Genomic DNA, 25,450 nt, shown 5'->3' on the forward strand with positions numbered 1-25,450 from the left:
GGCCGCAGTGCAGATAGCAACGGCCGGCAATCACTTTGACCTGGTTTCATTTTCAAAGTTCTAAAACAGGTTGCTATTTGGCAATTCGCATCCTATGATGGACTCATACCAGTCCCCTATACAAGCGATATGCTGCTCAATGAGCCACATGCCGTACCGATCCGCAAAGGACCTCCGCGGCCACAAGACGCGCTAGCCCCTTTCCTGGCTACCGCAAGCTCGTACGAAATGACGAGCGAGGACGATATTGGCGACGCCCTGACCCTGCTGGCTGCGAGCGGCGACGCGATCTCGATGTATGCGGCCGGCAGCCGCGACGTGGTACTTGGGCGCATCCTGTCGGTCGACCCGGAGTTGCCGCATTTTGTGATCGAGCTCAATGAAGGGGCAGTCCTCCCGCCCGGCAAGATCACTTTTGTCAGCTGGCTGCGCACAGCCAAGGTGCAGTTCCGCCTGTCCAGCCAGGAATGGGGTTCGGTTCCCGGCAAGCCGCAGCTCATCCCACTGACATTCCCGGAAACCTGCGCGATACTGGACCGGCGTGCTTCGGAGCGCATCGAGACGCCGCTGGGCGCCAACTTCATGGCCTCGTTCGTGTTGAACAACCATACCTACCAGCTGCCGATTTACGACCTTTCACTTGGCGGAATCGGCCTGCGCTGCTCGAAGCTCGAGGCGAAAGGCTTGCTCAAGGGCCGCAAGATCCCGGACGTTGTGCTGGAGCTAGGGGAGGATATCGAGATCGCCACCGAGCTGGAAGTGCGCTTCACGCGCGGTTTTCGCTCCTTCCTGCTGGGCGAACAGCTCCATATCGGCTGCATGTTCATCAACGTGGCGGCAGAGACGGCAGCCCAGCTGGCCGCGCAGCTGCCGCTGATTACCGCAAGCGGGAAGTAGCTTATTTCAGGAAGCGGAAGGTGGGCTCGATGTTCTTTGAATGGAGGAAGCTGACGATGTCTTCCAGCGCCGCATCCTTCAGCAGCAAGCCTGCCGCTGCGGACCCAGTTGGCGGCGCCTGGCGCAACGGCGGCAGGGCACCGCCACTGGACCGGCGCAGTTGATCGAGCGCTTGCGCGAACTGCGCAGGCCCGATGCTTTCCAGCCCTTCCAGCAAGGCGACTTGCCCCGCTTCCGGCGGCTGCATATCGAGTCCCTCGTCACCTGCGAATGACGCGCCCATGCCAGGGTGGATGAACGCCGCCCACTTGCCGCTGGCCTGGTCAAGGTATGGCGGCAGCGCGACGGCGCACGCATCGGCGTCAGCGCAAACCAGCTGCGCGAACACCTGCGCTTGCGCCAGCGTTACCGGTTTCTCCAGCGAGAGCCAGAGCCCAAACGCGCCCGCGCCGCAAATACTCACCGCAGGAGCCGGCAGGCCCAGCTCCGCCTGCAACGCATTCGCCACCGCGCACAGGCGTTCCCAATGCCCGGCCTCGCCATCCCCCGCCAGTTTCCTGAACGCCAGGGAAATGCTGCGCGTTCCGCCATCGGCAGGCGCAAGGAAAAGTCGGTTCAATTCTGCATTCAGCTTTTGCATCGGGATTTCGCAATCAAAACATCAAGGCCGTTATTCTGTCACAGACAGCGGAGCGCTGACCGGTGTCTGGTGCAGGATCACGCGGCTGTATGTGTCCTGCACGCCGGCGCGGTCGCGCAAGGTATCGATCAGCCGCAGCAAATGGGCCTGGTCTTTGCAGGCCACACGCAGCAGGCCATCGTAATTCCCCGTCAGCAGCGCCACTTCCAGCACGCCGGGGATGGTTTTCACGATTTCCTCAAACTCGCGGGTATTGCTACCAGACTTCAGTTTGACGTCGATATAGGCTTGCAAGTGCAGGCCAAGGGCGGCGTGGTCAATGCGGGCCTCGAAAGCGAGAATGGCGCCTTCGGCCACCAAACGCCGCACGCGATCCGCCACGGTATTCGCACTGAGGCCTACGCGCTCACCTAAATCCTTAAAACTTATCCTCGCATCATCGCGCAAAAGTCCGATTATTTCTCGATCAATCTTATTCATATTCGATTTATCCTCACTGTGACCGGCATTTTATCAGCATAAAACGCGAAAACATCGCAAATCACTGTCGAGATTTTTTCTTGACAAGGCCAAATCCGGTGCCTTACATTGGTCGACATGACCTCGCATTCGCACATTTCTGCACACCTGCCAGGCGCCCTATCCCTAGGGGCGCTACTACTGGCACGCGCCTGATTTCCCCTAGCAGCACCCTTCGTCGGCCGCCCTTGCGCCGCGTCCCGGTTTCCCAAAATTTGAAAAACACAGGAGTATCACCATGATGTTGAAGAACCCTGCCGCCAAATATCGTCCCTACCCGACCGTCGGCTTGACCGACCGCACCTGGCCAAACACCGTCATTTCCAAGCCGCCGACCTGGATGAGCACCGACCTTCGCGACGGCAACCAGGCGCTGATCGAGCCGATGAGCGTGGAAAAGAAAATCAAGTTCTTCGAGCTGTTGATCAAGGTGGGCCTGAAGGAAATCGAAGTGGGCTTCCCTTCCGCCTCGCAGACCGATTTCGATTTCGTGCGCAAGCTGATCGAAGAAGACCGCATTCCGGACGACGTCACCATCATCGTGCTGACCCAGGCGCGCGAAGAGCTGATCCGCCGCACCGTTGAATCCTGCATCGGCGCCAAGCGCGCGATCGTGCACATGTATAACTCCACTGCACCGGTCTTCCGCAAGGTGGTGTTCGGCGCGACCCGCGAAGAAATCACCGCGATTGCCACCAGCGGCACCAAGCTGGTAAAGGAGTTGCTGGCCCAGCATCCGGAAACCGACTGGACTTACGAATACACGCCGGAGTCCTTCTCCACCACCGAACTGGATTTCGCCAAGCACATCGTGGACGCGGTCTCCGCCATCTGGCAGCCGACCCCGGACAAGAAGATGATCGTCAACCTGCCGGCCACCGTCGAATGCTCGACGCCAAACGTCTACGCCGACCAGATTGAATGGATGTCGCGCAAGCTCGAACGCCGCGATTCCATCATCATCTCCGTGCATCCGCATAACGACCGCGGCACCGGTATCGCCGCCGCCGAATTCGCCGTCATGGCCGGCGCCGAGCGCGTGGAAGGCTGCCTGTTCGGCAACGGCGAGCGCACCGGCAACGTCGACCTGGTGACCCTGGCCCTGAACCTCTACACGCAAGGCGTGCATCCGGGCCTGGACTTCTCCGACATCGACTCCGTGCGCAAAGTAGTCGAGGAATGCAACCAGCTGCCGGTGCATCCGCGCCATCCATACGTGGGCGACCTGGTGTTCACCGCCTTCTCCGGCTCGCACCAGGACGCGATCAAGAAGGGCTTCGCCAAGCAGCAGGAAGGCGCGCCATGGGAGATCCCCTACCTGCCAATCGACCCGCAAGACCTGGGCCGCAGCTACGACGCCGTCATCCGCGTCAACAGCCAGTCCGGCAAGGGCGGCATGGCCTACCTGCTGGAACAGGATTACGGCCTCGAATTGCCGCGCCGCCTGCAGATTGAATTCAGCCGCGCGGTGCAGAAAGTGGCCGACCAGAGCGGCCTGGAAATCACCTCCGAAGGCATCCACCAGATCTTCGAAAGCGAATACCTGAACCAGGCCACGCCGTATGCCTACGTATCGCACAGGATGGTGGAAGACAGCTCCAGCGACGAGCCGGTGCAGATCGACATCAGCCTGCTGCACAACAAGGCTTCGATGTCGCTGCAAGGCGGCGGCAATGGCCCGATCGATGCATTCGTCGATGCGCTCGGCCTGGACGTCACGCTGATGGACTACCACGAACACGCGATCGGGCACGGCGCCAACGCCAAAGCGGCCTGCTACGTTGAACTGCGCCTGGATGGCGGCCCGACCCTGTTCGGCGCTGGCATCGACAGCAATATCGTCACCGCTTCGTTCAAGGCCGTGCTGAGCGCGATCAACCGCCAGATCGCACAGAAATCCGAAACCTCGGCTAGCATCGCACAAGCCGAGGCCTGAGCGGTTTCCCATTCGGGGCGGCCGCCTGCGCCGCCCCGAATTTTGTCTCCTTGCGGCCATTACCTATACTGGTAAATCGTTTTCCACGCCGCCGGAAGGAGCAGTCATGCGCATTGCCAACCTGAAGATCGGGACCCGCCTGGGATTGTGTTTCGCGATTGTCTTCGCCTTGATGGCAATGCTGATCGCCGTCGGCAGCCAGCGCCTCTCCAGCATCGGCGAGCTGAGTTCCACCATTATCGACAAGGACTGGGTCAAGGCGGATGCGGCGGCAACGGTCTCCGCCACCACGCGCGCCAATGCGGCACTGGTGCTGCAACTGCTGCTGGTGACCGACACCGCCCAAGGCGCGCAGCTGCGCGCGCAGGTGGACAGGAACAAGGCCATCATCACCGATGCACTGGCGAAGCTCGACAAGCTGGTGTACCGCCCCGCCGGCCGTGAACTGCTGGCGCAAGTGAGCAGCGACCGCAGCGCCTACGTGCAGTCGTTCACCGGCGTGCTCAAACTGCTCGCGGACGGCCAGCGCGAGCAGGCCACGCAACGCGCACTGTCGGAAACCATGCCGCGCCTGGCGAAGCTGCAGGCAAGCGTGGAAAAACTCGCCGACCTGCAGGACGGCATCGTCACGGCCAACGGCGCCGAAATCAAGCAGCACATCAGCTCCGCCCGCGCCATGATGATTGCCCTCGGCGTGTCGGCACTGGTGCTGGGTGCGGCCTGCGCGCTGTGGGTCACACGCTCCATTACGCGCCCGATCAACTATGCGCTGCAGGTGGCACGCACCGTCGCATCGGGCGACCTGAGCAGCCAGATCAAGGCTCAATCGCAGGACGAAGCCGGCCAGCTGCTGCATGCCCTGCGCGATATGAACGACGCGCTGTCGCAGATCGTCGGCCAGGTACGCAATGGCACGGTGGCGATCGCCTCGGCCTCCGGCGAAATCGCGACCGGCAACATGGACCTGTCGGCACGCACCGAGAACCAGGCCTCCGCGCTGGAAGAAACCGCATCTTCGATGGAAGAACTGACATCGACCGTCAAAGCCAATGCCGACAACGCGCGCGAAGCCGACAAATTGGCCAGCTCCGCCTCCTCCATCGCCCAGCGCGGCGGCGAAGTGGTGTCGCAAGTGGTGACCACCATGGGCTCGATCAACGACTCCTCGCGCAAGGTGGTGGATATTATTGCGGTGATCGACGGTATCGCGTTCCAGACCAATATCCTGGCCTTGAACGCGGCGGTGGAGGCGGCACGGGCCGGCGAGCAAGGCCGCGGCTTTGCCGTTGTGGCCAGCGAGGTGCGCAACCTCGCAGCGCGCTCGGCCAGCGCCGCCAAAGAGATCAAGGCACTGATATCCAGTTCGGTGGAACAGGTCGATGCCGGCGCCAAGCTGGTCGCCCAGGCCGGCGCCACGATGGAAGAAGTGGTGTCGGCGGTGCAGCGCGTGACCGGCATCGTCGCCGAAATCTCGCTTGCCACGCGCGAGCAAACGGACGGCATCGAACAAATGAACACGGCCATCATGCAGATGGACCAGACTACGCAGCAGAATGCCGCCCTGGTGGAGCAAGCCGCAGCGGCCGCCTCGGCCATGAGCGACCAGGCTGGCGAACTGGAAACCCTGGTCAGCCAGTTCCGCCTGGCAGGTGAAACGGCAGGGCGCAAGCGCCCCGCCCTGCCAGCGCAGCAACGCAACACGCCACGCCTGGCCAACGTGCGCGATGCATAAATCATTTCCGCACAGAAACCGACTGATGTATAATCGTGTACTTATAAACTGAGCAACAGGGAAATCACGCTAAACAAGGGTCCAGCAGCGACCCGTGATTTCGCAAGTTGTTGCTCAGGCAATGCCCGAAGCAGCGTGCTTGGCGCTGCAAACAGCCTCGGGTGAGCAACCAGCTTTGCCTCGAAATCAGCCATAATGCCAACACTGTCCGTAATCTGAATGCGGAAGTGTCCGTGCGATTTTTACGAATGATTTATAAAAATGAAACTGTCACTTAATATCTTCCAAAAAGTCCTGATCACCCTGCTCGTGGTCACCCTCGTGCCACTGTTTGCCCTTTGGTACCTGGGCAATTCTTCTGCTGAGCAGGAACTGACCACGAAGATTTCGGAAAACCTGATTGCCACCACCGACACCGTGGCGACCGGCGTCACCGGCTGGGACGACACCAATATGCGCGCAATGCGCCAGGCCGCCCGCCTGGACGACATCATCTCCATGAACACCGCGCGCCAGACCCCGATCCTGATGGCAACCGCCGCCTCCTATGAATGGGTCTACCTGATCCACACCCTGGGCGTGGACGGCATGGACGTGGCGCGTAGCGACGGCAACCCAATGCTCAACTACGGCGACCGCGGCTACTTCAAGGCCATCATGTCCGGCAAGGACGAAGGCCGCCTGGTAGCCATCGGCAAGACCAGCGGCAAGCCTTCGCTGAACATCGGCGTACCGATCCGCAATGAAAACCGCACCATCGTCGGCGTGTTTACCATGGCGATGGACCTGGGTGTGGTGTCCCGCACCGTAACCGACATCCGCATCGGCGAAACCGGCCACGCGATCCTGCTGGACGGCGACAAGAAAGTCATCGCCCACGGCGACGCAAGCAAGATCAAGTCCGCCCTGCAAGACTTCAGCAAGCACCCTGCCCTGCAAGTGCAAGGCATCACCGACGAGCCAAAAGTCTACATGGACGGCGACGTCAAGATGGTGGGCTTCGTACGCAACCTGCCACAAGGCTGGACCGTGCTGGTTGAGCAGCAATACGACGAAGCGTATGCCGCCATGTCGAAGATGCGCAGCGAAGCGCGCCTGCTGATCATCGTCGTTATCGTCCTGGTTGGCGCACTCGCATTCGTGCTGGGCAAGCAACTGACCCGTCCGATCAACCACCTGACCGACATCGCTGAGAGGCTGAGCAAAGGCCAGCTGGACGTGACCATTCCACAGACCAGCCGCGGCGACGAAATCGGCTCGCTGGCCCGTGCGGTGGAACGCCTGGGCGTGAGTATCCAGATGGCGATGGATCGCCTGCGCAAGAAATAATCGATAAAGGCGAACTGATATGGCACAGCCAGAGTTCACTCCTTTCGTAGAGTTACTCGACAAAATCGCCGGCTTCTGCGCCCAGGGCGACACCGCGACCATCATGCTGGTCAGCGATGACAACCGCATGGCGCAGATCCACCTCGATAACGGACGCATCGTGTTCGTCTTGTGCCGCGGCCGCCGCGGCCGTGACGGCCTGGACATCCTGCGCACCATCCAGAACGCACGGATGAGCCTGGATCGCCCGAGCGTTGGCAGCAACGAGCCGCTGCCGTGGTCGACCGAAGCGATTCTCGACTACCTGTACGGCAGCATCACGGAACTGCCGGAAGGCAGTTCGGCGTCGACGCTGCTGGCCGGCGTAGCGCGCCGCCCGGCAGCCGCACCGGAAGCGGCAAGCAAACCGGCTTCCAGCAAGCCGGCACTGTCGGCCGCGCAGCGCACGATTTTCGAAGAAACCCTGGCCACCTACATTGGCCCGATGGCCGCAATTGTGTGCGGGGATTATTTCGACGAGATCAGCGACCTGCGCCAGCTGACATTGAAACTGGCCGGCGAGATTGCCAACGCCGACCAGGCAGCCAAGTTCAAGGCAGAGATCGTACAGGCCCTCGGCATCCGCCTGTAACTCGCATCTAAAAAGTCGGGGTCAGGTCCGGCAATCGGACATTTCGCAAGCGAAATGTCCGATTGCCGGACCTGACCCCGACTTTTATTTTGCGAGGCGGATGCCGGTGAATTGCCAGCGGGCGCTGGCGGGGAAGAAGTTGCGGTAGCTGGCTCGGGCGTGACCTGGCGGGGTGGCCAGGCTGGAGCCGCGCAGCACGTATTGGTTCACCATGAACTTGCCGTTGTACTCGCCAATTGCGCCTTGTGCCGGGCGGAAGCCGGGGTATGGGGCATAGCTGCTGCTGGTCCATTGCCAGCGCTGGCCGAACATTTGCTGCAGCGCGCCGTCGCCGGCTGCATGCTCCCATTCCGCTTCCGTCGGCAGGCGGGCGCCGCACCAGTGGGCGTAGGCGTCAGCCTCGAATAATGAGATATGCATTACCGGGGCATCCATCGCAAGCGGCTGCTGGCCGTGCATTGTGAAGGCGCTCCAGCCTGCCCCCTCCCCGTCGTGCCGCCAGTACAAGGGCGCTTCAATGCCTTGCGCACGAATCCAGTCCCAGCCTTCCGCCAGCCACAGGGCTGGGTCGCGGTAGCCGCCTGCTTCAATGAAGGCGAGGTATTCGGCATTCGTTACCAGCCGCGTGGACAACTCGAACGGGGCAATGCAGGCCTTGTGGCGCGGCAGCTCGTTGTCGAAGCAGAAGCCGTCGCCCTGGTGGCCGATTTCTTGTACGCCGCCATCGAAGCGTTGCCAGGATTGGGCTGCGGCGGCGGGCGCAGCCGGTGCAGCAGCTGCCGGCAGGCAGGCCGGCGCCATCGGGTTCTGCGCCAGCAGGTGCTTGACGTCGGTGAGGATCAGCTCCTGGTGCTGTTGTTCGTGCTGCAGGCCAAGCGTCAACAGCTCGGCCAGGCGGGCATCGGTGGCGGCCAGCCGCGTCGCCAGCACGGCAATCCGGGCATCGACATTGGCGCGGTAGGCGCGCACTTCTGCCATTGAAGGCCGCGTCAGCAGGCCGCGCTGCGGCCGCGGGTGCTTGTCGCCGACGCCGTTGTAGTAGGAGTTGAACAGCACGCGGAACGCGGCATGGAATGGCTGGAATCCGGGTTCGTAACGTTCGAGGATGAAGGTCTCGAAGAACCAGGTGGTATGCGCCAGGTGCCATTTGACCGGGCTGGCATCCGGCATCGACTGCGCGCCGCAATCCTCGTCGGACAGCGGCTCGGCCAGCGCCATCGTCGCAGCACGCACTTGCGCGTAGCGCTCGGTCCAGGGACTGGCGTCACGCATAGGCTGCCGCGGCGTGCATCACTGCGAACCAGTGTGCATCGTCGGTCCAGGTGCCGTCGACGCGGAAGCCCGCCTCCCACAGCAGGCTGCGGAATCCATCGAGCGTGTACTTGTAGCTGTTTTCAGTATGAATGCGCTCGCCCTGGGCGAAACTGCGCTCGCCGCCGCACCAGTGCACGGCAAGTGCGCAGCGTGCTTCGAGGTGCATTTCGATGCGGCTTTCAGCATCATTGAAGAAGGCGACGTGGCGCCACTGCGCGGGATCGAAGTCGGTGCCCGCCAGGAGGTTCAGGTGGCGCAGCAGGTTCAGGTTGAAGGCTGCTGTGACGCCGATCGCGTCATCATAGGCCGCGTCCAGCACCGCCGGGTCCTTGACCAGGTCCACGCCGATCAGCAGGCCGCCATCGGCGCCGACGTTCTCACGCACCTGGCGCAGGAACGTCACCGCGTCGTGCGGCGTGAAATTGCCGATCGATGAACCGGGATAGAAGAACTGGCGGCGCGCGACCGGCACGGAAGGCGGCAACACCAGCGGCTGCGCCAGGTCCATCACCAGCGGCGTGATTTCGATGGCGGGGAAACGCTGGCGCAGTTGCGCCGCTGCCTGCTGCAGGAAATCGCCGGCGATATCGACTGGCACGTACTGGCTTGGCTGCAATAAGGGAAACAGGCTGGCGGCCTTGGCGCAATTGCCTGCGCCCAAGTCGACCAGGGTCATGCCGGGCCCGATGCGGGCTGCCATGTCGGCGCCATGGCGGGCGAAGATTGCCGCTTCGGTGCGGGTCGGATAGTACTCGGGCAGTTCGCAGATCGCTTCGAACAGGTGCGAGCCCAGGCTGTCGTAGAAATATTTTGGCGAGGTGGACGCTTGCGGCGCAAGCAGTCCGGCGCTGATCTCTGCAATAGTGGCCGCGTCACCGTGGGCGGTTCTGGTGGACAACACACTGCTCGTTTCCGGTGCGACCAGGCGAATCGCAGCCGTGCGTGACAAGGTCATGGCTCTGGCTCCAGGGACATTTTTGCTATCATAGCTGAATATCCAAGACCAGGTACCGCACCCACACGTGGCGTGCGGCTCGTCATTAACATAAATAAGGTCCCTCATGTCCATGTTTTCCCTCCGCACCATTCAATCGGCCCTGTTCGCAGCAGGTGTGCTGTTCGCCGCTGCCGGCGCCCAAGCCCAGCAGGTGCTGCGCGTTTCCGCCATTCCTGACGAAGCACCGACCGAGCTGCAGCGCAAGTTCAAGCCCCTCGGCGATTACCTCGAGAAGAAACTGGCGATGAAGGTCGAGTTCACTCCCGTGACCGATTACGCCGCTTCGGTGGAGGGCCTGGTGAACGGCAAGCTGGACATGGTCTGGTTCGGCGGCTTCACTTTCGTGCAAGCCAACCACATGAGCAAAGGCAAGGTCGTGCCGCTGGTGCAGCGCGTGGAAGATGAGAAATTCCGCTCCGTTTTCGTCACCACCAACAAGTCGATCAATTCGCTGGCCGACCTGAAAGGCAAAACCCTGAGTTTCGGATCCGAGTCCTCGACTTCCGGCCACCTGATGCCACGCTCCTTCCTGCTGGCAGCCAAGATCGATCCGGACACCGACCTGAAACGCATTTCCTTCTCCGGCGCGCATGACGCCACCGTGGCTGCCGTAGCCGGCGGCAAGGTCGATGCCGGTGCACTGAATATCTCGGTGTGGGAAAAACTGAACGAACAGAAGAAGGTCGATCCCGCCGTGGTGCGCGTGTTCTACACCACCCCGGCCTACTACGACTACAACTGGACCGTCCGTTCCGACATGCCGGAAGCGCTGAAGAAAAAGATCAGCGACGCCTTCCTGGCGCTGGACAGCGCCAAGCCTGAAGACAAAGCCATCCTGGACCTGCAGCGCGCGTCGAAATTCATCCCGACCAAGGCTGCCAACTACACCAATATCGAAGCGGCAGCCAAGAACGCCGGCCTGCTGAAGTAATCAATGTCTTCTGCCTGGTACGAACTGCAAGGCCTGTCGGTCCGCCACATCGGCGGTTCGCGCGGCCTTGCGCTGCAAGACCTTTCGCTGAACTTCGAGCCTGGCGAGCAGGTGGCGCTGATCGGTCCTTCGGGCGCCGGCAAGACGACCCTGCTCTCCACACTGGCTTGCGCCCACCGTCCCGATGGCGGCGGCTTCAAGGCCTTCGGCACCGATCCCTGGCAACTGACCGACGCCGGACGGCACGCGATGCGGGCGCGCCTTTTCCTGGCGCCGCAAACGCCGCCGCTGCCGCCGCGCCAGCGCGTAGTGACGGCCGTACTGGCTGCGCGACTGCCGCACTGGAGCCTTGGCAAGGCGCTGCTCTCGCTGTTCAAGCCCGCCGATCCGGAAGCGGCTTACCGTGCGCTGACCCGCTTCAACCTTGGCGACAAACTGTATTCCCGCGTCGACCGCTTGTCCGGCGGCGAACGCCAGCGCTGCGGCCTGGCGCGGCTGCTGCTGTCATCGGCGCAGGCATTGCTGGTCGACGAGCCGCTGTCGGCGCTCGATCCGGCGCTGTCGCAGCTGACGCTGAACACCCTGCAGCAGGAAGCGCGCGAGCGCAACGCGTTGCTGGTGTGCAGCCTGCACCAGGTCGACCTGGCGCTGGCCCATTTCCCGCGCATCGTCGCGTTGAAGAATGGCCGCGTCGCTTTCGACCTGCCGCGCGGCCAGGTCACGCAAGCCATGATCGACGAACTCTATCTCGGCGAACTGCCGCCGGCGAATTCGCCGCAGCCGGACGAGATGGCCGCCAAACTGGCCGTTGGGGCATGCCTGTAAGCGATGCATAACGTTCCTGCCGTTCCCCTCTCGCCCCTCCATCCGGATCCCGCATGGCGGCGGCGCCTGGCAACGATCGCCGTCGGCATCTTGCTGCTGTGGCCGCTGGTGGCGGCGACCGAGTTCTACCCCTGGACGCTGTTCGACATGCAAAGCCTGCGCGCCGCATGGCGTTTCCTGTCCGATTTCCTGCAGCCTGCGCATGACGCGGAATTCCTCGCCATGGTCGCGCGCGAAGCATGGAAGACGGTGGCCATTGCCACCTGCGGCCTGACGCTCGCACTGCTTGGCGCCATTCCCGCCACGCTGGTGGTCACCGAGCGCCTGTCGATTTCGCGCATCGGCGCAGGCCGCATCTCGGCCCTCCCACGTATCCTGCGCCAGCTGGTGCGCTGGCTGCTGGTCCTGCTGCGCAGCGTACCGGAACTGGTGTGGGCGCTGCTCTTTGTGCGCATCTTCAGCCTGGGGCCAACCGCCGGCGTGCTGGCCATCGCCCTGACCTACGCCGGCATGCTGGGCAAAGTGTATGCCGAGATCCTGGAGTCCACCGATCATCATGCCAGCGACGTGCTGCTGCAAAACGGCAGCGGGCGCCTGGCTGCCTTGCTGTATGGCGCCCTTCCTGAAGCGGCATCCGAATTGGTGTCGTACACGGTCTATCGCTGGGAATGCGCGATCCGCGGCTCCGTGATCATGGGCTTTGTCGGCGCCGGCGGCCTGGGGCAGCGCATGGATGAATCGACCAAGATGCTGGCCGGCGGCGAAGTATCGACCATGCTGATCGTGTTCGTGCTGCTGGTGGCCCTGGCGGACCTGGTGTCCAAATACCTGCGGCGGAGGCTCGGATGAACCATATGCCTGCGCCACCCGCGCGCAACTGGTCGGGCTGGCTGTTCGCCGCCGCGCTCATCGTCCTGGTGGTGGCCAGTTTCGCGACGCTGTCGCTCAAGCTGGGCGACCTGTTCACAATTGAAGCCATGCACAGCATGGGCGACTTCCTGGCTGGATTCGCCCCGCCGGAAATGGCCGGCGGCTTCCTGCGCAAAACCGGCATCGCCACGATAGAAACGCTGGCCATGTCGGCGCTGGGCACCCTGCTTGCGGTGGCGGGCGGCCTGCTGCTGGCGATCCCCGGCGCCGGACGTTTCGGCCGTGCGCCGCGCGCAGTGGTGCGCGGCATGCTCAACGTGCTGCGCTCGATCCCCGAACTGGTATGGGCCTCGATCCTGCTGGTGGCCGCGGGCCTGGGACCGTTTGCCGGCACGATGGCGCTGGCCGCCCACACGGCAGGCGTATTGGGTCGCCTGTTTGCCGACGCGCTGGAAAACGCGCCGCCGCTGCCGGAACAAAGCCTGCGCCTGAACGGCGCCACGCCGATGGCCGCCTTTTTCTATGCAACGCTGCCGCAGACGCTGCCGCAAATGCTGTCCTACACGCTCTATCGGTGGGAAAACAATATCCGCGCCGCCGCCGTGCTGGGCGTGGTGGGCGCCGGCGGCCTGGGACAAATGCTCAAATTCCACCTCTCCCTGTTCCAGATGGAGCGCGCCGCCACGGTGATCCTGGCCATGCTCCTGCTGGTGGCCGTGGTCGATGCCTTGAGCTTCGCGTTGCGCCGTTCACTGACCCGATAAACCATGCTCCAGCTAAGAAACCTCACCAAGAGTTATTCGAACGAACGACGCGTACTGGACCGGTTGAGCTGGACTTTCGAACCCGGCGAGTTCGTCGCCATCATGGGCGATTCGGGCGTCGGCAAATCCACATTGCTGAATTTGATTGCCGGCCTCGACCAGCCCGACCCCAGCGATGAGCCGGCGATCATCGTTGACGGCACGCCACTGGCATCGCTTGACGACGACGCGGCCACGCGCCTGCGCCGCGCCCGGATGGGTTTTATCTTCCAGGCTTTCCATGTACTGCCCCACCTGACCCTGCAGCAGAACATCGCCCTGCCACTGCTGCTGAACGGCCTGCCGCAAGGCCGGGAACTCGACATGCTCGATGCTGTCGGACTTGGCGGCCGCGGCCACGACTACCCCCATCAACTTTCCGGCGGTGAAATGCAACGGGTTGCAATAGCCCGTGCCTTGGTGCATCGCCCGGCCCTTGTGCTGGCGGACGAACCGACCGGCAACCTCGACCCCGACACTGCAAATTCCGTACTGCAACTGTTGCACCAGGAACTCAAATCCAGCGGTGCAACGACCATCATGGTGACGCATTCGCCGGCCGCCGCTGCGCGGGCCGATAAAGTTCTGCGCCTCACTAAAAATGGACTCAAAGTTACAACAGTCGTCAACCCTGCCACGCAATAAAACTCATTATTTTTCTCACAAATTCTTGGCTTTTTTGGTAAGCGGAGTATTATTTAATTAACTTGCTTCGTTATCAATACAACATGCAAGCCTGCTTTTTCTATCCACGTAGTTAACAACGTCAGGAGGAGCAAAAAATGAGCGTAAGGCAGAAGAAACTCGAACTAATCGAGGCAATGAACAGGGCTCGCGCCCTGGAACCATCCAGCTTCGTACCTAATAAACTGCTCGACACGCTAATCGAGAAGATGCACCTGAAGAATGACGCGGAGCTCTGCAGGGTGCTGGAAGTGCAACCACCTATCATCAGCAAGATCCGTCACCGCAAGCTCGCAGTCGGGGCCACCATCCTGTTGCGTATGCATGAGAAATCTGAGCTTTCTATCCGGGAGCTCAAAGAACTGTCGAATGCCTCAGTACACTGAGCTCAGTTCACGCTGAGATTGATGCCAGGCGCCGGCATCGCATTCACCGGCGCCGCTTCCGCCCTAGCGGTCCAGCCGTTCCCGCAACCGCTTCAACGCCGCCCTGAACGTCGCCGGCCTGTTGAACGCGCGTGACAGCACCAGCGCTCCCTGTATTCCACCTACGACTTCCTCCGCCAGCGCAGTCGCTTCCCTGCCTTTGTGCCCGGCGCGCGCCAATGCCGCCGCCAGCGCGTTGATCCACTCTTCAAAATAATCGCGCACGGCTTCGGCAAAGCGGTCGCGCTCATTGCCAAGCGCGAACACACCCACCAGGCACACGCGTTGCCCGGACAGGAAATAGCGCTCCACCTCCGCAAACATGGCGGCGATGCCCTGCCCTGCATCCGCGTTCTCACGCAGCGGCTCGAAGACATGCAGGCGAAACCACTGGTCGATTTCCTGCAGCACGGCAGCGGCCATCTCGTCCTTCCCGCCCGGGAAGAAGTGGTAGATGCTGCCCTTGCCCAGCTTCGTCCCTTCCGTGATGCGGGACAGGCTGGCGCCTTCAAAACCATAGGTGCGGAACACCTCGGCCACCAGGGGGATCACGTCTTCCCGTTCCGCGACAACGCGTGCCATGCTCAGAGCCCCAGTTCGCTCAGGCCTGGATGGTCGGCAGGACGCGGCCCGCTGCGGTCCCAGAAGAACTTGCGTTCCTCAGGTTTGATCGGGTGCTCGTTGATGCTGGCATGGCGGTGCTGCATCAAGCCGTTTTCGTCGAACTCCCAGTTTTCATTGCCGTAGGCGCGGTACCACTGGCCCGAATCGTCATGGTATTCATAGGCGAAGCGCACACCGATGCGGCTACCGTCGTGGGCCCACAATTCCTTGATCAGGCGGTAATCCAGCTCGCGCGTCCACTTGCGCTTGAGCAGGGCAACGATGGCGGCGCGGCCCTGTGCGAATTCGCTGCGATTGCGCCACCAGCTATCTTCCGTATAAGCGAGGGAGACCTTTTCCGGATCACGGGTATTCCAGCCGTTTTCGGCCAGCCGGACTTTTCCGATGGCGCTGGCGCGGGTGAAGGGTGGTACAGGTGCTCGGACTGACATGGTTTTATCCTTTCAAATGTACCGATCGGATCACTATTTACCGATCGGTACAACAAGGATAGCACGTTTTTCAAACGTTGTAGTGGCGGGCGTAGCGGCCGTCCAGGTTCGCCAGCGGCATCATCACGAACAGGTCGGCGCTTTCGAAATCAGGATCCCAGGCCGGCGCGCCGCAAATCCAGGCGCCGGAGCGCAGGTAGCCTTTCAGTAAAGGCGGCACCTGGGCTACGCGCGCGGACTCGACCTTCTCCACCGGGAACGGCAGGTGTGGCGTGACGCGATATTCCATTGGCGCCAAATGCTTTTCGTGCAATTGCTGGTACACGGCAACCGCGTTGTGGCCGCCGTCGGCCAGGCTGATGCTGGCGCAGCCGATCAGGTATTCGCATTGGTGGCGGCGCATGTATTCGGCCAGGCCGGTCCACAGCAGCATGATCACGCTGCCGCCGCGGTAATCCGGATGGATGCAGGCGCGGCCCGCTTCCACGATACGGCTGCGCAGGTGCTTCAGGCGACCGAGATCGAATTCGTTCTCAGAGTAGTGGCGGCCCAGTTTACGGGCGCCGGCGGGGTTCAGCAGGCGGTAGGTGCCGACCACTTTCAGGGTGGCGGTGTCGCGCACGATCAGGTGGTCGCAGGCGGCGTCGAATTCGTCGCAATCCAGGCCATCCGGTGTCGCCAGGGCGGTCAGCCCCTGGTTTTCGATGAAGACTTTATAGCGCAGGCGTTGGACTTCGCGCACTTCTTCCGGGGTGGCTGCCATGCTCAATGCCAGTCGCGGGGTGGAAACCCGCTGTTCGGCGGTAGCAATCGTCGTAGTTTGCATGCTTCGTCCTTTCTGTAGTGACGAAGCCAGTTTGCTGCTCTATTGCTGCACGAACATGACAACCATGTGTCAGCAATATGACTTGGCCTCCACCCCGCCCTCGGCCGCTGGCCGCCGCATACGCGGAAAGGACGGGGATTCCTACTGCGCCGCAACCAGCGACAGGCTGGTTGAAGTCGCGTCGGAGGCTTCCTGCTTCACAAAGTGGCCCAACTGCACCGGCTCTCCACAGGCTAGCAAGCGGAGTCCCCGCTCAAGTACGTTCATGGCACTAACCACGTCAGCGTGGTTTCGGTAGCTGCATGCAGTGCACTCGAAAGCGGCCTGCGTGCGGCGATTCGCTGACGACACGAAGCCGCAACATGGGCAAGTCTGCCAGTTTATAGGACAGTTGGCGCCTGAATTCGCCCCAGCCCTGGTCCATGATGCTACGGTTCAAGCCACGTTTTTGGATTCTCAACGCACACAATGGCGTGTTCCGTGCTGATTACCTTGCTGGCCTTATGCAGGAAGTCGCGGCGCATATTGGCGATACGCGGGTGCAGCCGCTGCACACGGGCCTTGCCCTTGCGCCAGTTCTTGCTGAACTTTACTTTGCGGCTGATTTGATTTTGATACCTCGCCAGGCGCTGCCGATGGCGTTTGAAACAGTTCGCGGGTTCGATGGGAGTGCCATCGCTCAGCGTCGCAAAGCGGACTATGCCAACGTCGGTCCCCACTGCCGACGTTGTCGCAATAGGCACGATGTCGACCTCGCGCTGCGTCAGGACGGAAACAAACCATTTGCCAGCAACGCGAGTGACCGTCACATTACGTACCGCACCCGGTACCGTTCGGCTTTTCCGGTACCGCAACCAGCCTAGTTTGGGGAGGAAGATCCTATTCTGCCCTTAACGACCGGGTTTGCCGCGCGCCGGATCAAGCCTTCTTCGGACGGCCGGTCTTCAGTTGCGGCAGTGAAGCCAGAACTTGCTTGAGCGTAGCCATATCCAGGCGGCTGATCAGGGCGACGCCAATGCGCAACAACTCGGATTTTTTGACTTCAATGCCGTTTTTCAAGCAGGTCTTCTTGACCTGGCCCAGCACCGCGTACTCGGACTCCGGCATGGTGAAGCTGTCGCGCACGAGTTTTTCCTTGTGCTGCTTGGCCGGTTTTTCCACCTTGGCCGCCTTGGCTGGCTTGGCGACTGGCGCCGTTGCTGCAGCAGGCTTGGCGGCGGCTACGCGTTTGGCGGCAGGCTTGGCGGCTGCAGGCTTGGCTGCTGGCTTGGTAGCAACTGCTGCAGTCTTGGCCGCGGCTGGCGCGCGCTTCGCGGCGGGCTTGGCGGCCGGTTTTGCTGCCGGTTTGGCGGGGGGTTTGGCGGCGGGTTTGGCGGCAGCTTTGGTTGCCGGCTTGGCGGCTGGAGCTTTGGCTTTCGTTGCGTTCATGGATACTCCATTATTGAATAATATAAACAGTATATACGATTATTACGCAACAGTACGAACGCCAAAATCCACGCCGATTTCGTCCCAGAACTCCTGCTCCTTCTCGATCAGGTAGGACAGGGTCGGATGGCTGGTGACGCAATCGCGCTTCAGTTCCAGGTCGATGCGATTCTTCATGCGCAACCGCACGGAGCGGTCGTCAACCTCTATGCGGCAATGCATGAACATGATGGCCAGCCGCAAGGCCACCACCGCCTTGGCGAAATCGCTGTCGGTCAAATGCTCGCTGACCTTGCGCAGGTTGCCTTTCTGGGCCAGGACCAGGCGGCCCATCAGCTTTTGCTCACGGGTGGTAAAGCCCGGCAGGTCGGCATTTTCGATCATGTAGGCGGAGTGCTTGTGGTAGCCGGTCTGCGACACCACCAGCCCTACTTCGTGCAACTGGGCACCCCAGGACAGGTGGCGCAACAAGGCATCGTTGGCAGGCTTCATCTGCTGGAACAGCCTGGTGGCCGCCTCCGACACGCGAACGCCGCGCTCGGATTCGGTGTGGAAGCGCGCCAGGAATGCGCCGACCGACTCGTCGCGCCGGTCGCGGCGGGTGGAACGCAAGTACAAGTCCCACATCACGCCCATGCGCAGGCCGGCATCGATCGGCTCCAGCTTTTCGATGCCCAATTCCTGCACCACCGCGATCAGGATCGCCAGCCCCCCGATGACGGTGCTGGCACGGTCCGGCCGCAGGCCCGGCATGTCGATCTTCGATACCTGGCCGAACTCGATAAAGCGCTTGCGCACCGCATTCAGGGCCGCCAGCGTAATGCCGTCGCCCAGCTTGTTCTTTTCGATGATGTCGCCGATGGCGCGGATAGTGCCCGAGGAGCCGTAAGCCCGCCTCCAGTACTGCGGATGGTAAGGCGGCGCCCCATCCTCGAAATGCGAGCGCGCCGACAGCACGGCTGCCTCAAAAGAACGGGCATCGACCCTGCCGCCTACGAAGAAGGAAAGGCTTTGCTTGACGCTGCCCACGCTGAACGACTCGACGCGCTCGATATCCAGCCCGCGCCCGAGGATCAGCTCCGTCGAGCCGCCGCCGATGTCGACCACCAGCCGGCTCTCATTCGGCTGCCCCAGCGCGTTGGCCACGCCCATGTAGATCAGCCGCCCCTCTTCCTCGCCGGAGATGATCTCGATCGGGTAGCCGATAGCCTGCTCCAGCTGCGGCAGGAAGTCCGCCGCATTGCGCGCCTGGCGCAGGATGGCGGTGGCGACCACGCGCACGCCGTCGAAGTCGTAGGCGGCCAGCGCCACGCGGAAATTCTTCAGGCAGACCAGCGCCCGTTGCAGCGCTTCATCGGTAAGGTTGCCGGCGGCATCCAGGCCGGCAGCAAGGCGGATTGGTTCGCGCATGCTGTTGAGCACGCGGATCCTGCCTCCATCGTGCTGGCCGATGGAGAGTCGAAAACTGTTGGAACCCAGGTCCACTGCGGCGTACATCGAGGAATCCATTTATATCGTTTATAACGAAAATGGTAGCACAGTACGCCCTCAGTGTTACGCAGTCATGACAAGGCCTCCAGGGACTGCGGCTGCTGCGGCTGCGGCGGCTGCGCCACCTGGTTTTCGCCGCGCACTTTCGCCGCTTGCAGGGCTTCGTCGGCGCGTTTGAACAGGCTGACCGTGCTGTCGTCGGCACGGATGGTGGTGACGCCCATGCTGGCCGTCAGCTTGATAATCGCACGCTCGGTCTTGACTGGCGTCGCCTCGATGGCGCGGCGGATGCGCTCCGCCACCATCATCGCGTCCTCCTGCCCCGTGCGCGGGAGCTGGATGGCGAATTCGGCGCCGCCCAGGCGGCCCATCAGGTCGGAATCGCGCAATTGCTTTTTGCAGGTTTCCACCATGGACTTCAGGGCCGCGTCGCCGGCGGCGTGGCCGTAGCTGTCGTTGACGCGCTTGAACTGGTCGAGCGCCAGGATGATCATGGCGGTGGGCAGGCCCGGGCGGCGCGCCAGCGCCATCCAGGTACCCAAAGCCTGGTAGAAGCCGCGCCGGTTCGGCACGTCCGTCAGCGGATCGGTGGTTTCCAGGCGCGCCAGGTCCATCTGCAGTTTCTCGCGCGACAGCAGCAGGTAGCCAAAAGCGTTCACCAGCATCATCAGGTAGAAGCCGCCGAAACCGAAAAGCTGCATCGCATTGGCGCTGATCCATGGCAGGCCGTCGGGGAAGGCCGCTGTCAGCAGGCCGCGCCCGGTGATCACCAGCGCCAGCACGAACATGGCGACCACCAGGTAGCGCCGCAGCATACTGCCGCCGCGCCAGGCGCGCGCCAGCGCCAGCACACCGGCGAGGAAGAAGAAGCCGACACACAGGGAGCCGAACGCAAGGCGCAGCGCCGGCGCGGTATCCAGGATGTGGAAGGCCAGCAGCACACCGACCGCCAGCGACAGCGCCGGGTACAGGTAGTTGCGCCAGCGTGGACGGCCGATACCTTCCCACAGTGCGCCGGCATCGAGCGCGAAGCCGGCCAGCAGCACGGCATTGGCCACCGGGCCGGCCAGCAACTCCGGCACCACGCCGCGGAAATACAACAGGGCCCAGCCCACCGCCTGGCACTGCTTCGCAATGGCCCAAGTGGACAGGGTCAGCGACTTCTTGCTCTCGCACTCGAAGAAAAACAGCGCCGCGCACAGGCTTAGGTTGCCCAGCGCGAGGGCGAGAACCAGGGTTTTGATATCCATTGCTTGGCGGACGGGCCGCGGTCAGACTTCGTGTTCGACGTTGCTACTGCCGTCGCCGATCTTGCTGGCCCAGGCTTTGGCGAAGAACTCTTTTTCATCTTCAGTTGGCATGTCGTGCCAGAACACGATCAGCGTGCCCTTGTGGTCATGCAGCTGGCTGACCTTTTCGATGAACTGCTGCTTGCCTGCGTGGTCGGCCAGTGCGGCCACGTAACCATACACGCGGGTCAGGCGCTCGATGCGATCAGGCTCGGTGAAACTGTTGGTCGCCGTAATGGTTGGATGGTCTAAGAACATTTATCGTCTCCAAGCTGCCTATGTTGGCAATGTACCTATAAAAGTTGCCGATGTAAACGCGAGCGCCCTGCCGCGCGGCTCATCCGGTACACTGGGGTGGAAACCGGAGCCCGGCAGCTTATCAGATCATCACGGCTCATAACAAGTTGACAAATGACTTCCATTCCCGACCACCGCCGCCCCCTGGTTCGCCGCCGGCGCGGCCGCCTGTCGCTGGAATTCACACCCGGCGAAGTGCAGAGCCAGATGGATCCGGCCGATCCGGACGCGCTGGTGCTGGCCTATGCCCGCGCCATGATGTGTTTTGTCCTGTTCAAACCGAACCCCAAGCATATCGTCATGGTAGGCCTGGGCGGCGGCTCGCTGGCCAAATTCTGCTATCGCTACCTGCCCCGCACCCGCATCACAGTACTCGAATTGCGGGCCGATGTCATCGCCCTGCGCGAACGCTTCGCCATCCCGCAGGACAATGAGCGCTTCCGCGTCATCCAATGCGATGCCGCCAAATACATGAAGGAGTTGAAGGACAGTGCCGACGTGCTGCTGGTGGACGGCTTCGACGCCGACGGTTTGCCGAACGTCCTGGCCACCGACCACTTCTACGCCGACTGCCGGCGCGCCCTGCGGCCGGACGGCGTGCTGGCTGCCAATGTCTTCAGCTACGACCCGAAATACCGCAGCGTGCTGGTACGGCTGTCGAATGCCTTCCACGACCGTATCTGCCAGTTCACCGGCATCGCCGGCAACAACCACATCCTGTTTGCGGTTCGACCCGGCCGCGCCCCGGGTGCGCCGGCCAGCGCCATGCAGCGCCGCGTGGCCGCCTGGGGCAGTCCGACGCCGGGGCTGGGTTTCGGCCTGGCCAATCGACTGTTGGCAATTTACACCGTTTCCCGCCTGCGCAAGAGAGTTTTGACGGGAGATTAATGAGTATTGCCCCAAAGCCATGAGAATTATGACAAACTACATTTTTTGAGCAAGGGACACCATGGCAGTTCGGCGCAAGGGACTATCGCACTACGCTGCAGCCGCACTCACGCTGGGCGCAGGCCTGGCGGCCAGCGCCATCCTGTTCGTCTCCGTCAGCGCCCTCGAATTCGGCAAGATGGAACTCGCTTTCCAGCAGCGCGCCAACGCCCGCGTGACGGCCATTGAACGCGGGCTGGCCGATGCCGAAGAAGTACTGAATGTGATCAATGAACTGTTCCGTACCGTGCAACCGGTCAGCCGCGAACAGTTCCATACCTTTTCAGAACCGCTGCTCAAGCGCTACCCCTTCATCCAGGCTTTCAACTATCACCGCGTGCTGGCGCATGCCGAGCGTCCCGCGTTTGAAGCATCGATGCAGGAGCTCTTCCCCGGTTTCCAGCTCACCGAGTTGTCGCCCGAAGGCAAAGCAGTGCCGGCCCCGGTGCGGCCGTATTACAACATCGTCGAATACCTGGAACCGATGGCGGGCAACGAGCCGGCGCTTGGCCTGAACACCGGCAGCAACGTGCAGGTGCGCGGCGCCATCGACCGCATCCTGCACAGCGGCCGGCCTTCCGCCACCGAGCAGCTGCAGCTGGCGCAGGACCCGGCGCAGCACAACAGCTTCATCATGATCATGCCGGTGTACCGGCCCGGCATGCCGACCGGCACACGCGCCGAGCGCCAAGCGGCATGGGCTGGCGATACCGCAGCCGTGATCCGCACACCCCACCTGGTGCACACCATCCTGCAGCAGAACGGCTTGCTGGACGACGCCAGCCTGGGCCTGAGCGTGTATGCCGGCGACCCGTCGGAAACCAGCACCCTGGCTTACCGCCGCGGCCCGGTGCCGGCCGTCCGCAAGGAACACTGGCTGCACCGCTGGCTCGATTTCGACTATCACAGCAGCGAGATGCGCAGCTTCGACGTGCTGGGCCGCACCTGGCATATCCGCAGCGACGACTTGCCGCGCCCTTTCCTGGCCGATCACCTTGGTTCGCTCGGCACCTTGCTGGGCGGCCTGCTGTTCAGCGCCCTGGCGGCAGCCTTCGTGCATACCCTGGTGCAGCGCTCGCGCGGCGTGCAGCTGCTGGTTGAAGCCCGCACTGCCGACCTGCAGCGTTCCAACCAGCGCCTGGCCGAAGACGTGGCTGCACGCAAGCGCACCGAGCGCGCGCTGCAGGAATCCGAGCACCGCTTCCGCCGCTTGCTGGCCCTGTCTTCCGACTGGTACTGGGAACAGGATACGCATTTCCGCTTCACCCACATCACCGGCGGCTTCTTTGAAAAAGGCCATGTGGCCAAGGAAAACTTCCTGGGCCGCACGCGCTGGGAGTGCACCCCGGAGCTGTACACCAGCAGCGCGGGGCGCGACCATATCAACAAGGTGCAGGCCCGCCTGCCCTTCTCCAATTTCGAATATGCCATCGTCGGCCACGACGGTGTCACGCGCTGGTTCAACACCAGCGGCGAACCGGTGTACGACGCGCAGGGCGAATTCAAGGGCTACCGCGGCACCGGCAGCGAGATCACGGAGCGCAAGGAAGCGGAACAGCGCATCCAGCATATCGCCCACCACGACGTGCTGACCGGCCTGCCCAACCGGGTGCTGCTGCAGGACCGCCTGCAGCAAGCCATCGCCTACGCCAACCGCAGCGGCCTGCCGATGTGGGTGATGCTGATCGACCTGGACCGCTTCAAGTTCGTCAACGACAGCCTGGGCCACAAGGCCGGCGACCAGCTCCTGCAAACGGTGGCAACGCGCCTGCAATCAAGCGTGCGCGAAAGCGATACGGTGGCGCGCCTGTCGGGCGACGAATTCGTGGCGATCCTGAGCCAGTACCCGGACGAGCAATTGTCGCCCGCCATCATCGAACGCGTGATGAAGGCGCTGGCGCAGCCGGTGCTATTGGAGGGCAAGGAATTCTTCGTCACCTGCTCCATCGGCGTCGCGGTCTACGATGCCGACGGCACGCCGGCGCAGCACCTGATCGAACACGCCGACATCGCGATGTACTCGGCCAAGAAACTGGGCCGCAACACCTTCCAGTTCTACCAGCCGGAAATGAACGACAAAGCGCAGGAACGCCTGCGCATCGAAAGCGCGCTGCGCAATGCGCTGGAACGCGATGAATTCGTGCTGCATTACCAGCCGCAGGTCGACCTGTCTTCCGGCGCCATCGTCGGCATGGAAGCCTTGCTGCGCTGGCAGCATCCGGAACTTGGCATGGTGCCGCCGGCGCGCTTTATCAGCCTGGCCGAAGAAACGGGCCTGATCGTGCCGATCGGCGCCTGGGTGCTGCGCACCGCCTGCCAGCAGGCGCGCGTACTGCGCGATGCCGGTTTCAAAGACTTGCGCATGGCTGTCAACCTGTCGGCACGCCAGTTTGCGCAGCCCGAACTGGTTTCCACCATTGCCGCCGCGCTGGAGGAAAGCGGCCTGCCGCCGTCCGCGCTGGAACTGGAACTGACCGAAAGCCTGTTCATGCACGACGTGGCGCAAGGCGTGAACCTGCTGCACGAACTGAAAACGCTGGGCGTGGCGCTGTCGATCGACGATTTCGGCACCGGTTACTCCAGCCTGTCCTACCTGCGCAATTTCCCGATCGACGTGCTGAAGATCGACCGCTCCTTCGTCCATGACATCGCCACCGATGCCGACGATGCGGCCATTGTGGTGTCGGTTATCGCACTTGCACACAACCTTGAGTTGCGCGTGATTGCGGAAGGGGTAGAATCTGAAGAGCAGCTTGAGTTCCTGCGCCGCCATGGCTGCGACGAAATCCAGGGTTTTTATTTCAGCCGGCCTGTCGGCGCATCCGAGATGCGCCAGATGTTGCAGGAAGGCAAGCAACTAGCCAGCGCGGCGCCCCGCCGACTGCGAGCCTGAGGAGATAGGAGAGTGGACATGAACAGCGTAGACCTGCATCGACAGCAAGTACGCAGCGACCACCGGACGCGCGACATCATCAACCAGGCTGTAGCCGCCCTGCCCGAAGTGGGTTTGCGCCGCGCCGCCGAATTCCTGTTCGCGATGGGCGTGCCGCAGCCGATTGCGCTGCGGACGCTGGTCTATCCGACCCATCGCCGCGCGCATTAAGCTGCCTGCTTAAGTTTTCCTGACCGCAGCGGCCACTTGCTGGCGTGCGGCCTTGCGCAGCTTCGCCTTTTCCCAGCGTGCGATCTGTTCCGGCGTTTGCGGCACCAGCGGCGGCACCGCCTGCGGCTTGCGGTCCTGGCTCACGGCCACCATTGTGAAATAGCAGCTGTTCGCGTGGCGCACCAGGCGCTTCTGGATGTCTTCCGCCACCACCCGGATGCCCACTTCCATCGAACTGCTGCCGGTGTAGTTGACCGAGGCCAGGAAGGTCACCAGTTCGCCCACATGGATAGGCTGCAGGAACATCACCTGGTCTACCGACAGCGTCACCACATAGCTGCCCGAATAGCGGCTGGCGCAGGCGTAAGCTACGCCGTCCAGCAGCTTGAGGATGGCGCCGCCGTGCACATTCCCAGAGAAGTTCGCCATGTCGGGCGTCATCAAAACCGTCATCGACAGCTCGTGCGCCGACCAGTGCATCGTATTTTCCATCGCCATGCC

The 25,450-nt window shown here is 62.5% G+C and carries 28 protein-coding genes; 14 read left to right on the top strand and 14 right to left on the bottom strand.

Annotated elements, in window-relative coordinates; all coding sequences use genetic code 11:
• Nucleotides 1-228: 228 nt before the first annotated feature.
• Nucleotides 229-897: a flagellar brake protein gene (locus tag ASE26_RS06240; RefSeq protein WP_229207228.1), complete on the top strand. Its 669-nt coding sequence runs from the start codon at nucleotides 229-231 to the stop codon at nucleotides 895-897.
• A 1-nt stretch (nucleotide 898) separates the two neighbouring features.
• On the opposite strand, the gene ASE26_RS06245 is transcribed toward ASE26_RS06240, so the two are convergent.
• Both ASE26_RS06245 and ASE26_RS06250 read right to left on the bottom strand, forming a co-directional pair.
• Nucleotides 899-1,516: a hypothetical protein gene (locus tag ASE26_RS06245; RefSeq protein ID WP_229208121.1), complete on the bottom strand. Its 618-nt coding sequence runs from the start codon at nucleotides 1,514-1,516 to the stop codon at nucleotides 899-901.
• Between the two features lie 51 nt (nucleotides 1,517-1,567).
• Nucleotides 1,568-2,017, bottom strand: coding sequence for an Lrp/AsnC family transcriptional regulator (locus ASE26_RS06250; protein ID WP_082507469.1), 450 nt, complete (start codon nucleotides 2,015-2,017; stop codon nucleotides 1,568-1,570).
• A gap of 277 nt (nucleotides 2,018-2,294) precedes the next feature.
• On the opposite strand from ASE26_RS06250, the gene leuA reads away from it, so the two are divergent.
• From leuA to ASE26_RS06270, 4 genes are all read left to right on the top strand, one after another.
• Nucleotides 2,295-3,992 (top strand): 2-isopropylmalate synthase, encoded by a 1,698-nt coding sequence (leuA, locus tag ASE26_RS06255; protein WP_055934559.1) that lies wholly within the window; start codon nucleotides 2,295-2,297, stop codon nucleotides 3,990-3,992.
• A 106-nt stretch (nucleotides 3,993-4,098) separates the two neighbouring features.
• Nucleotides 4,099-5,724: a methyl-accepting chemotaxis protein gene (locus ASE26_RS06260; protein WP_055934561.1), complete on the top strand. Its 1,626-nt coding sequence runs from the start codon at nucleotides 4,099-4,101 to the stop codon at nucleotides 5,722-5,724.
• Between the two features lie 261 nt (nucleotides 5,725-5,985).
• Nucleotides 5,986-7,053 (top strand): cache domain-containing protein, encoded by a 1,068-nt coding sequence (locus tag ASE26_RS06265; protein ID WP_055934563.1) that lies wholly within the window; start codon nucleotides 5,986-5,988, stop codon nucleotides 7,051-7,053.
• Between the two features lie 19 nt (nucleotides 7,054-7,072).
• Entirely contained in the window at nucleotides 7,073-7,684 is a 612-nt protein-coding gene (locus ASE26_RS06270) for a hypothetical protein (protein ID WP_055934570.1), read from the top strand.
• 84 nt (nucleotides 7,685-7,768) lie between these two features.
• Here ASE26_RS06270 and egtB read toward each other — a convergent pair whose 3' ends face one another.
• A complete protein-coding gene (gene egtB, locus ASE26_RS06275) occupies nucleotides 7,769-8,956 on the bottom strand; it encodes an ergothioneine biosynthesis protein EgtB (protein WP_057245785.1) in 1,188 nt (395 codons plus the stop codon).
• Complete coding sequence (gene egtD / locus ASE26_RS06280; RefSeq protein ID WP_082591302.1) at nucleotides 8,949-9,953, bottom strand: L-histidine N(alpha)-methyltransferase; 1,005 nt, start codon at nucleotides 9,951-9,953, stop codon at nucleotides 8,949-8,951. The genes egtB and egtD overlap by 8 nt, the downstream gene beginning before the upstream one ends.
• 112 nt (nucleotides 9,954-10,065) lie before the next feature.
• Between egtD and ASE26_RS06285 the strand changes: the two genes are divergently transcribed.
• From ASE26_RS06285 to ASE26_RS06310, 6 genes are all read left to right on the top strand, one after another.
• Nucleotides 10,066-10,926 carry a putative selenate ABC transporter substrate-binding protein gene (locus tag ASE26_RS06285; RefSeq protein WP_373922095.1) on the top strand — a complete coding sequence of 287 codons (861 nt, stop codon included), beginning with the start codon at nucleotides 10,066-10,068 and terminating at the stop codon, nucleotides 10,924-10,926.
• A gap of 3 nt (nucleotides 10,927-10,929) precedes the next feature.
• The gene (locus ASE26_RS06290) at nucleotides 10,930-11,751 is read left to right on the top strand and encodes a phosphonate ABC transporter ATP-binding protein (protein ID WP_055934573.1); all 822 of its coding nucleotides are present in this window, start codon (nucleotides 10,930-10,932) and stop codon (nucleotides 11,749-11,751) included.
• A gap of 3 nt (nucleotides 11,752-11,754) precedes the next feature.
• Nucleotides 11,755-12,600: an ABC transporter permease gene (locus ASE26_RS06295; protein ID WP_055934575.1), complete on the top strand. Its 846-nt coding sequence runs from the start codon at nucleotides 11,755-11,757 to the stop codon at nucleotides 12,598-12,600.
• The gene (gene phnE, locus ASE26_RS06300) at nucleotides 12,597-13,385 is read left to right on the top strand and encodes a phosphonate ABC transporter, permease protein PhnE (protein WP_055934579.1); all 789 of its coding nucleotides are present in this window, start codon (nucleotides 12,597-12,599) and stop codon (nucleotides 13,383-13,385) included. Before ASE26_RS06295 ends, phnE begins: the two co-directional genes overlap by 4 nt.
• A 3-nt stretch (nucleotides 13,386-13,388) precedes the next feature.
• The gene (locus ASE26_RS06305) at nucleotides 13,389-14,069 is read left to right on the top strand and encodes an ABC transporter ATP-binding protein (RefSeq protein WP_055934581.1); all 681 of its coding nucleotides are present in this window, start codon (nucleotides 13,389-13,391) and stop codon (nucleotides 14,067-14,069) included.
• A gap of 137 nt (nucleotides 14,070-14,206) precedes the next feature.
• Complete coding sequence (locus tag ASE26_RS06310; RefSeq protein ID WP_055934583.1) at nucleotides 14,207-14,494, top strand: hypothetical protein; 288 nt, start codon at nucleotides 14,207-14,209, stop codon at nucleotides 14,492-14,494.
• A gap of 63 nt (nucleotides 14,495-14,557) precedes the next feature.
• On the opposite strand, the gene ASE26_RS06315 is transcribed toward ASE26_RS06310, so the two are convergent.
• The 9 genes from ASE26_RS06315 to ASE26_RS06350 form a co-directional block, all read right to left on the bottom strand.
• On the bottom strand, nucleotides 14,558-15,115 hold the full coding sequence (locus tag ASE26_RS06315; RefSeq protein ID WP_055934584.1) for a TetR/AcrR family transcriptional regulator: 558 nt from the start codon (nucleotides 15,113-15,115) through the stop codon (nucleotides 14,558-14,560).
• Nucleotides 15,116-15,117: 2 nt separating this feature from the next.
• Nucleotides 15,118-15,588 carry a nuclear transport factor 2 family protein gene (locus ASE26_RS06320; RefSeq protein ID WP_055934586.1) on the bottom strand — a complete coding sequence of 157 codons (471 nt, stop codon included), beginning with the start codon at nucleotides 15,586-15,588 and terminating at the stop codon, nucleotides 15,118-15,120.
• A 70-nt stretch (nucleotides 15,589-15,658) separates the two neighbouring features.
• Complete coding sequence (locus ASE26_RS06325) at nucleotides 15,659-16,414, bottom strand: GNAT family N-acetyltransferase (protein WP_055934588.1); 756 nt, start codon at nucleotides 16,412-16,414, stop codon at nucleotides 15,659-15,661.
• Between the two features lie 141 nt (nucleotides 16,415-16,555).
• Entirely contained in the window at nucleotides 16,556-16,765 is a 210-nt protein-coding gene (locus ASE26_RS31980) for a transposase (RefSeq protein WP_200953834.1), read from the bottom strand.
• A gap of 77 nt (nucleotides 16,766-16,842) precedes the next feature.
• Complete coding sequence (locus tag ASE26_RS31985) at nucleotides 16,843-17,268, bottom strand: transposase (RefSeq protein ID WP_307144975.1); 426 nt, start codon at nucleotides 17,266-17,268, stop codon at nucleotides 16,843-16,845.
• A gap of 64 nt (nucleotides 17,269-17,332) precedes the next feature.
• On the bottom strand, nucleotides 17,333-17,842 hold the full coding sequence (locus ASE26_RS31155) for a hypothetical protein (protein ID WP_057245786.1): 510 nt from the start codon (nucleotides 17,840-17,842) through the stop codon (nucleotides 17,333-17,335).
• 42 nt (nucleotides 17,843-17,884) lie between these two features.
• Nucleotides 17,885-19,339: a Ppx/GppA phosphatase family protein gene (locus tag ASE26_RS06340; RefSeq protein WP_057245882.1), complete on the bottom strand. Its 1,455-nt coding sequence runs from the start codon at nucleotides 19,337-19,339 to the stop codon at nucleotides 17,885-17,887.
• Nucleotides 19,340-19,404: 65 nt separating this feature from the next.
• Nucleotides 19,405-20,583 (bottom strand): GGDEF domain-containing protein, encoded by a 1,179-nt coding sequence (locus ASE26_RS06345; RefSeq protein ID WP_055934595.1) that lies wholly within the window; start codon nucleotides 20,581-20,583, stop codon nucleotides 19,405-19,407.
• 21 nt (nucleotides 20,584-20,604) lie between these two features.
• Nucleotides 20,605-20,880, bottom strand: a complete 276-nt coding sequence (locus ASE26_RS06350; RefSeq protein ID WP_055934597.1) for a hypothetical protein — start codon at nucleotides 20,878-20,880, stop codon at nucleotides 20,605-20,607.
• Between the two features lie 153 nt (nucleotides 20,881-21,033).
• On the opposite strand from ASE26_RS06350, the gene ASE26_RS06355 reads away from it, so the two are divergent.
• The 3 genes from ASE26_RS06355 (at nucleotide 21,034) to ASE26_RS06365 (ending at nucleotide 24,949) form a co-directional block, all read left to right on the top strand.
• A complete protein-coding gene (locus tag ASE26_RS06355) occupies nucleotides 21,034-21,807 on the top strand; it encodes a methyltransferase domain-containing protein (protein WP_055934599.1) in 774 nt (257 codons plus the stop codon).
• A 61-nt stretch (nucleotides 21,808-21,868) separates the two neighbouring features.
• Nucleotides 21,869-24,739: an EAL domain-containing protein gene (locus ASE26_RS06360; protein WP_055934601.1), complete on the top strand. Its 2,871-nt coding sequence runs from the start codon at nucleotides 21,869-21,871 to the stop codon at nucleotides 24,737-24,739.
• Nucleotides 24,740-24,757: 18 nt separating this feature from the next.
• Nucleotides 24,758-24,949, top strand: a complete 192-nt coding sequence (locus ASE26_RS06365) for a hypothetical protein (protein ID WP_055934603.1) — start codon at nucleotides 24,758-24,760, stop codon at nucleotides 24,947-24,949.
• Between the two features lie 9 nt (nucleotides 24,950-24,958).
• Here ASE26_RS06365 and ASE26_RS06370 read toward each other — a convergent pair whose 3' ends face one another.
• Nucleotides 24,959-25,441, bottom strand: coding sequence for an acyl-CoA thioesterase (locus tag ASE26_RS06370; RefSeq protein ID WP_055934605.1), 483 nt, complete (start codon nucleotides 25,439-25,441; stop codon nucleotides 24,959-24,961).
• Nucleotides 25,442-25,450 lie beyond the last annotated feature (9 nt).

It is taken from the genome of Duganella sp. Root198D2 (assembly GCF_001428585.1).
Classification (GTDB): domain Bacteria; phylum Pseudomonadota; class Gammaproteobacteria; order Burkholderiales; family Burkholderiaceae_D; genus Rugamonas.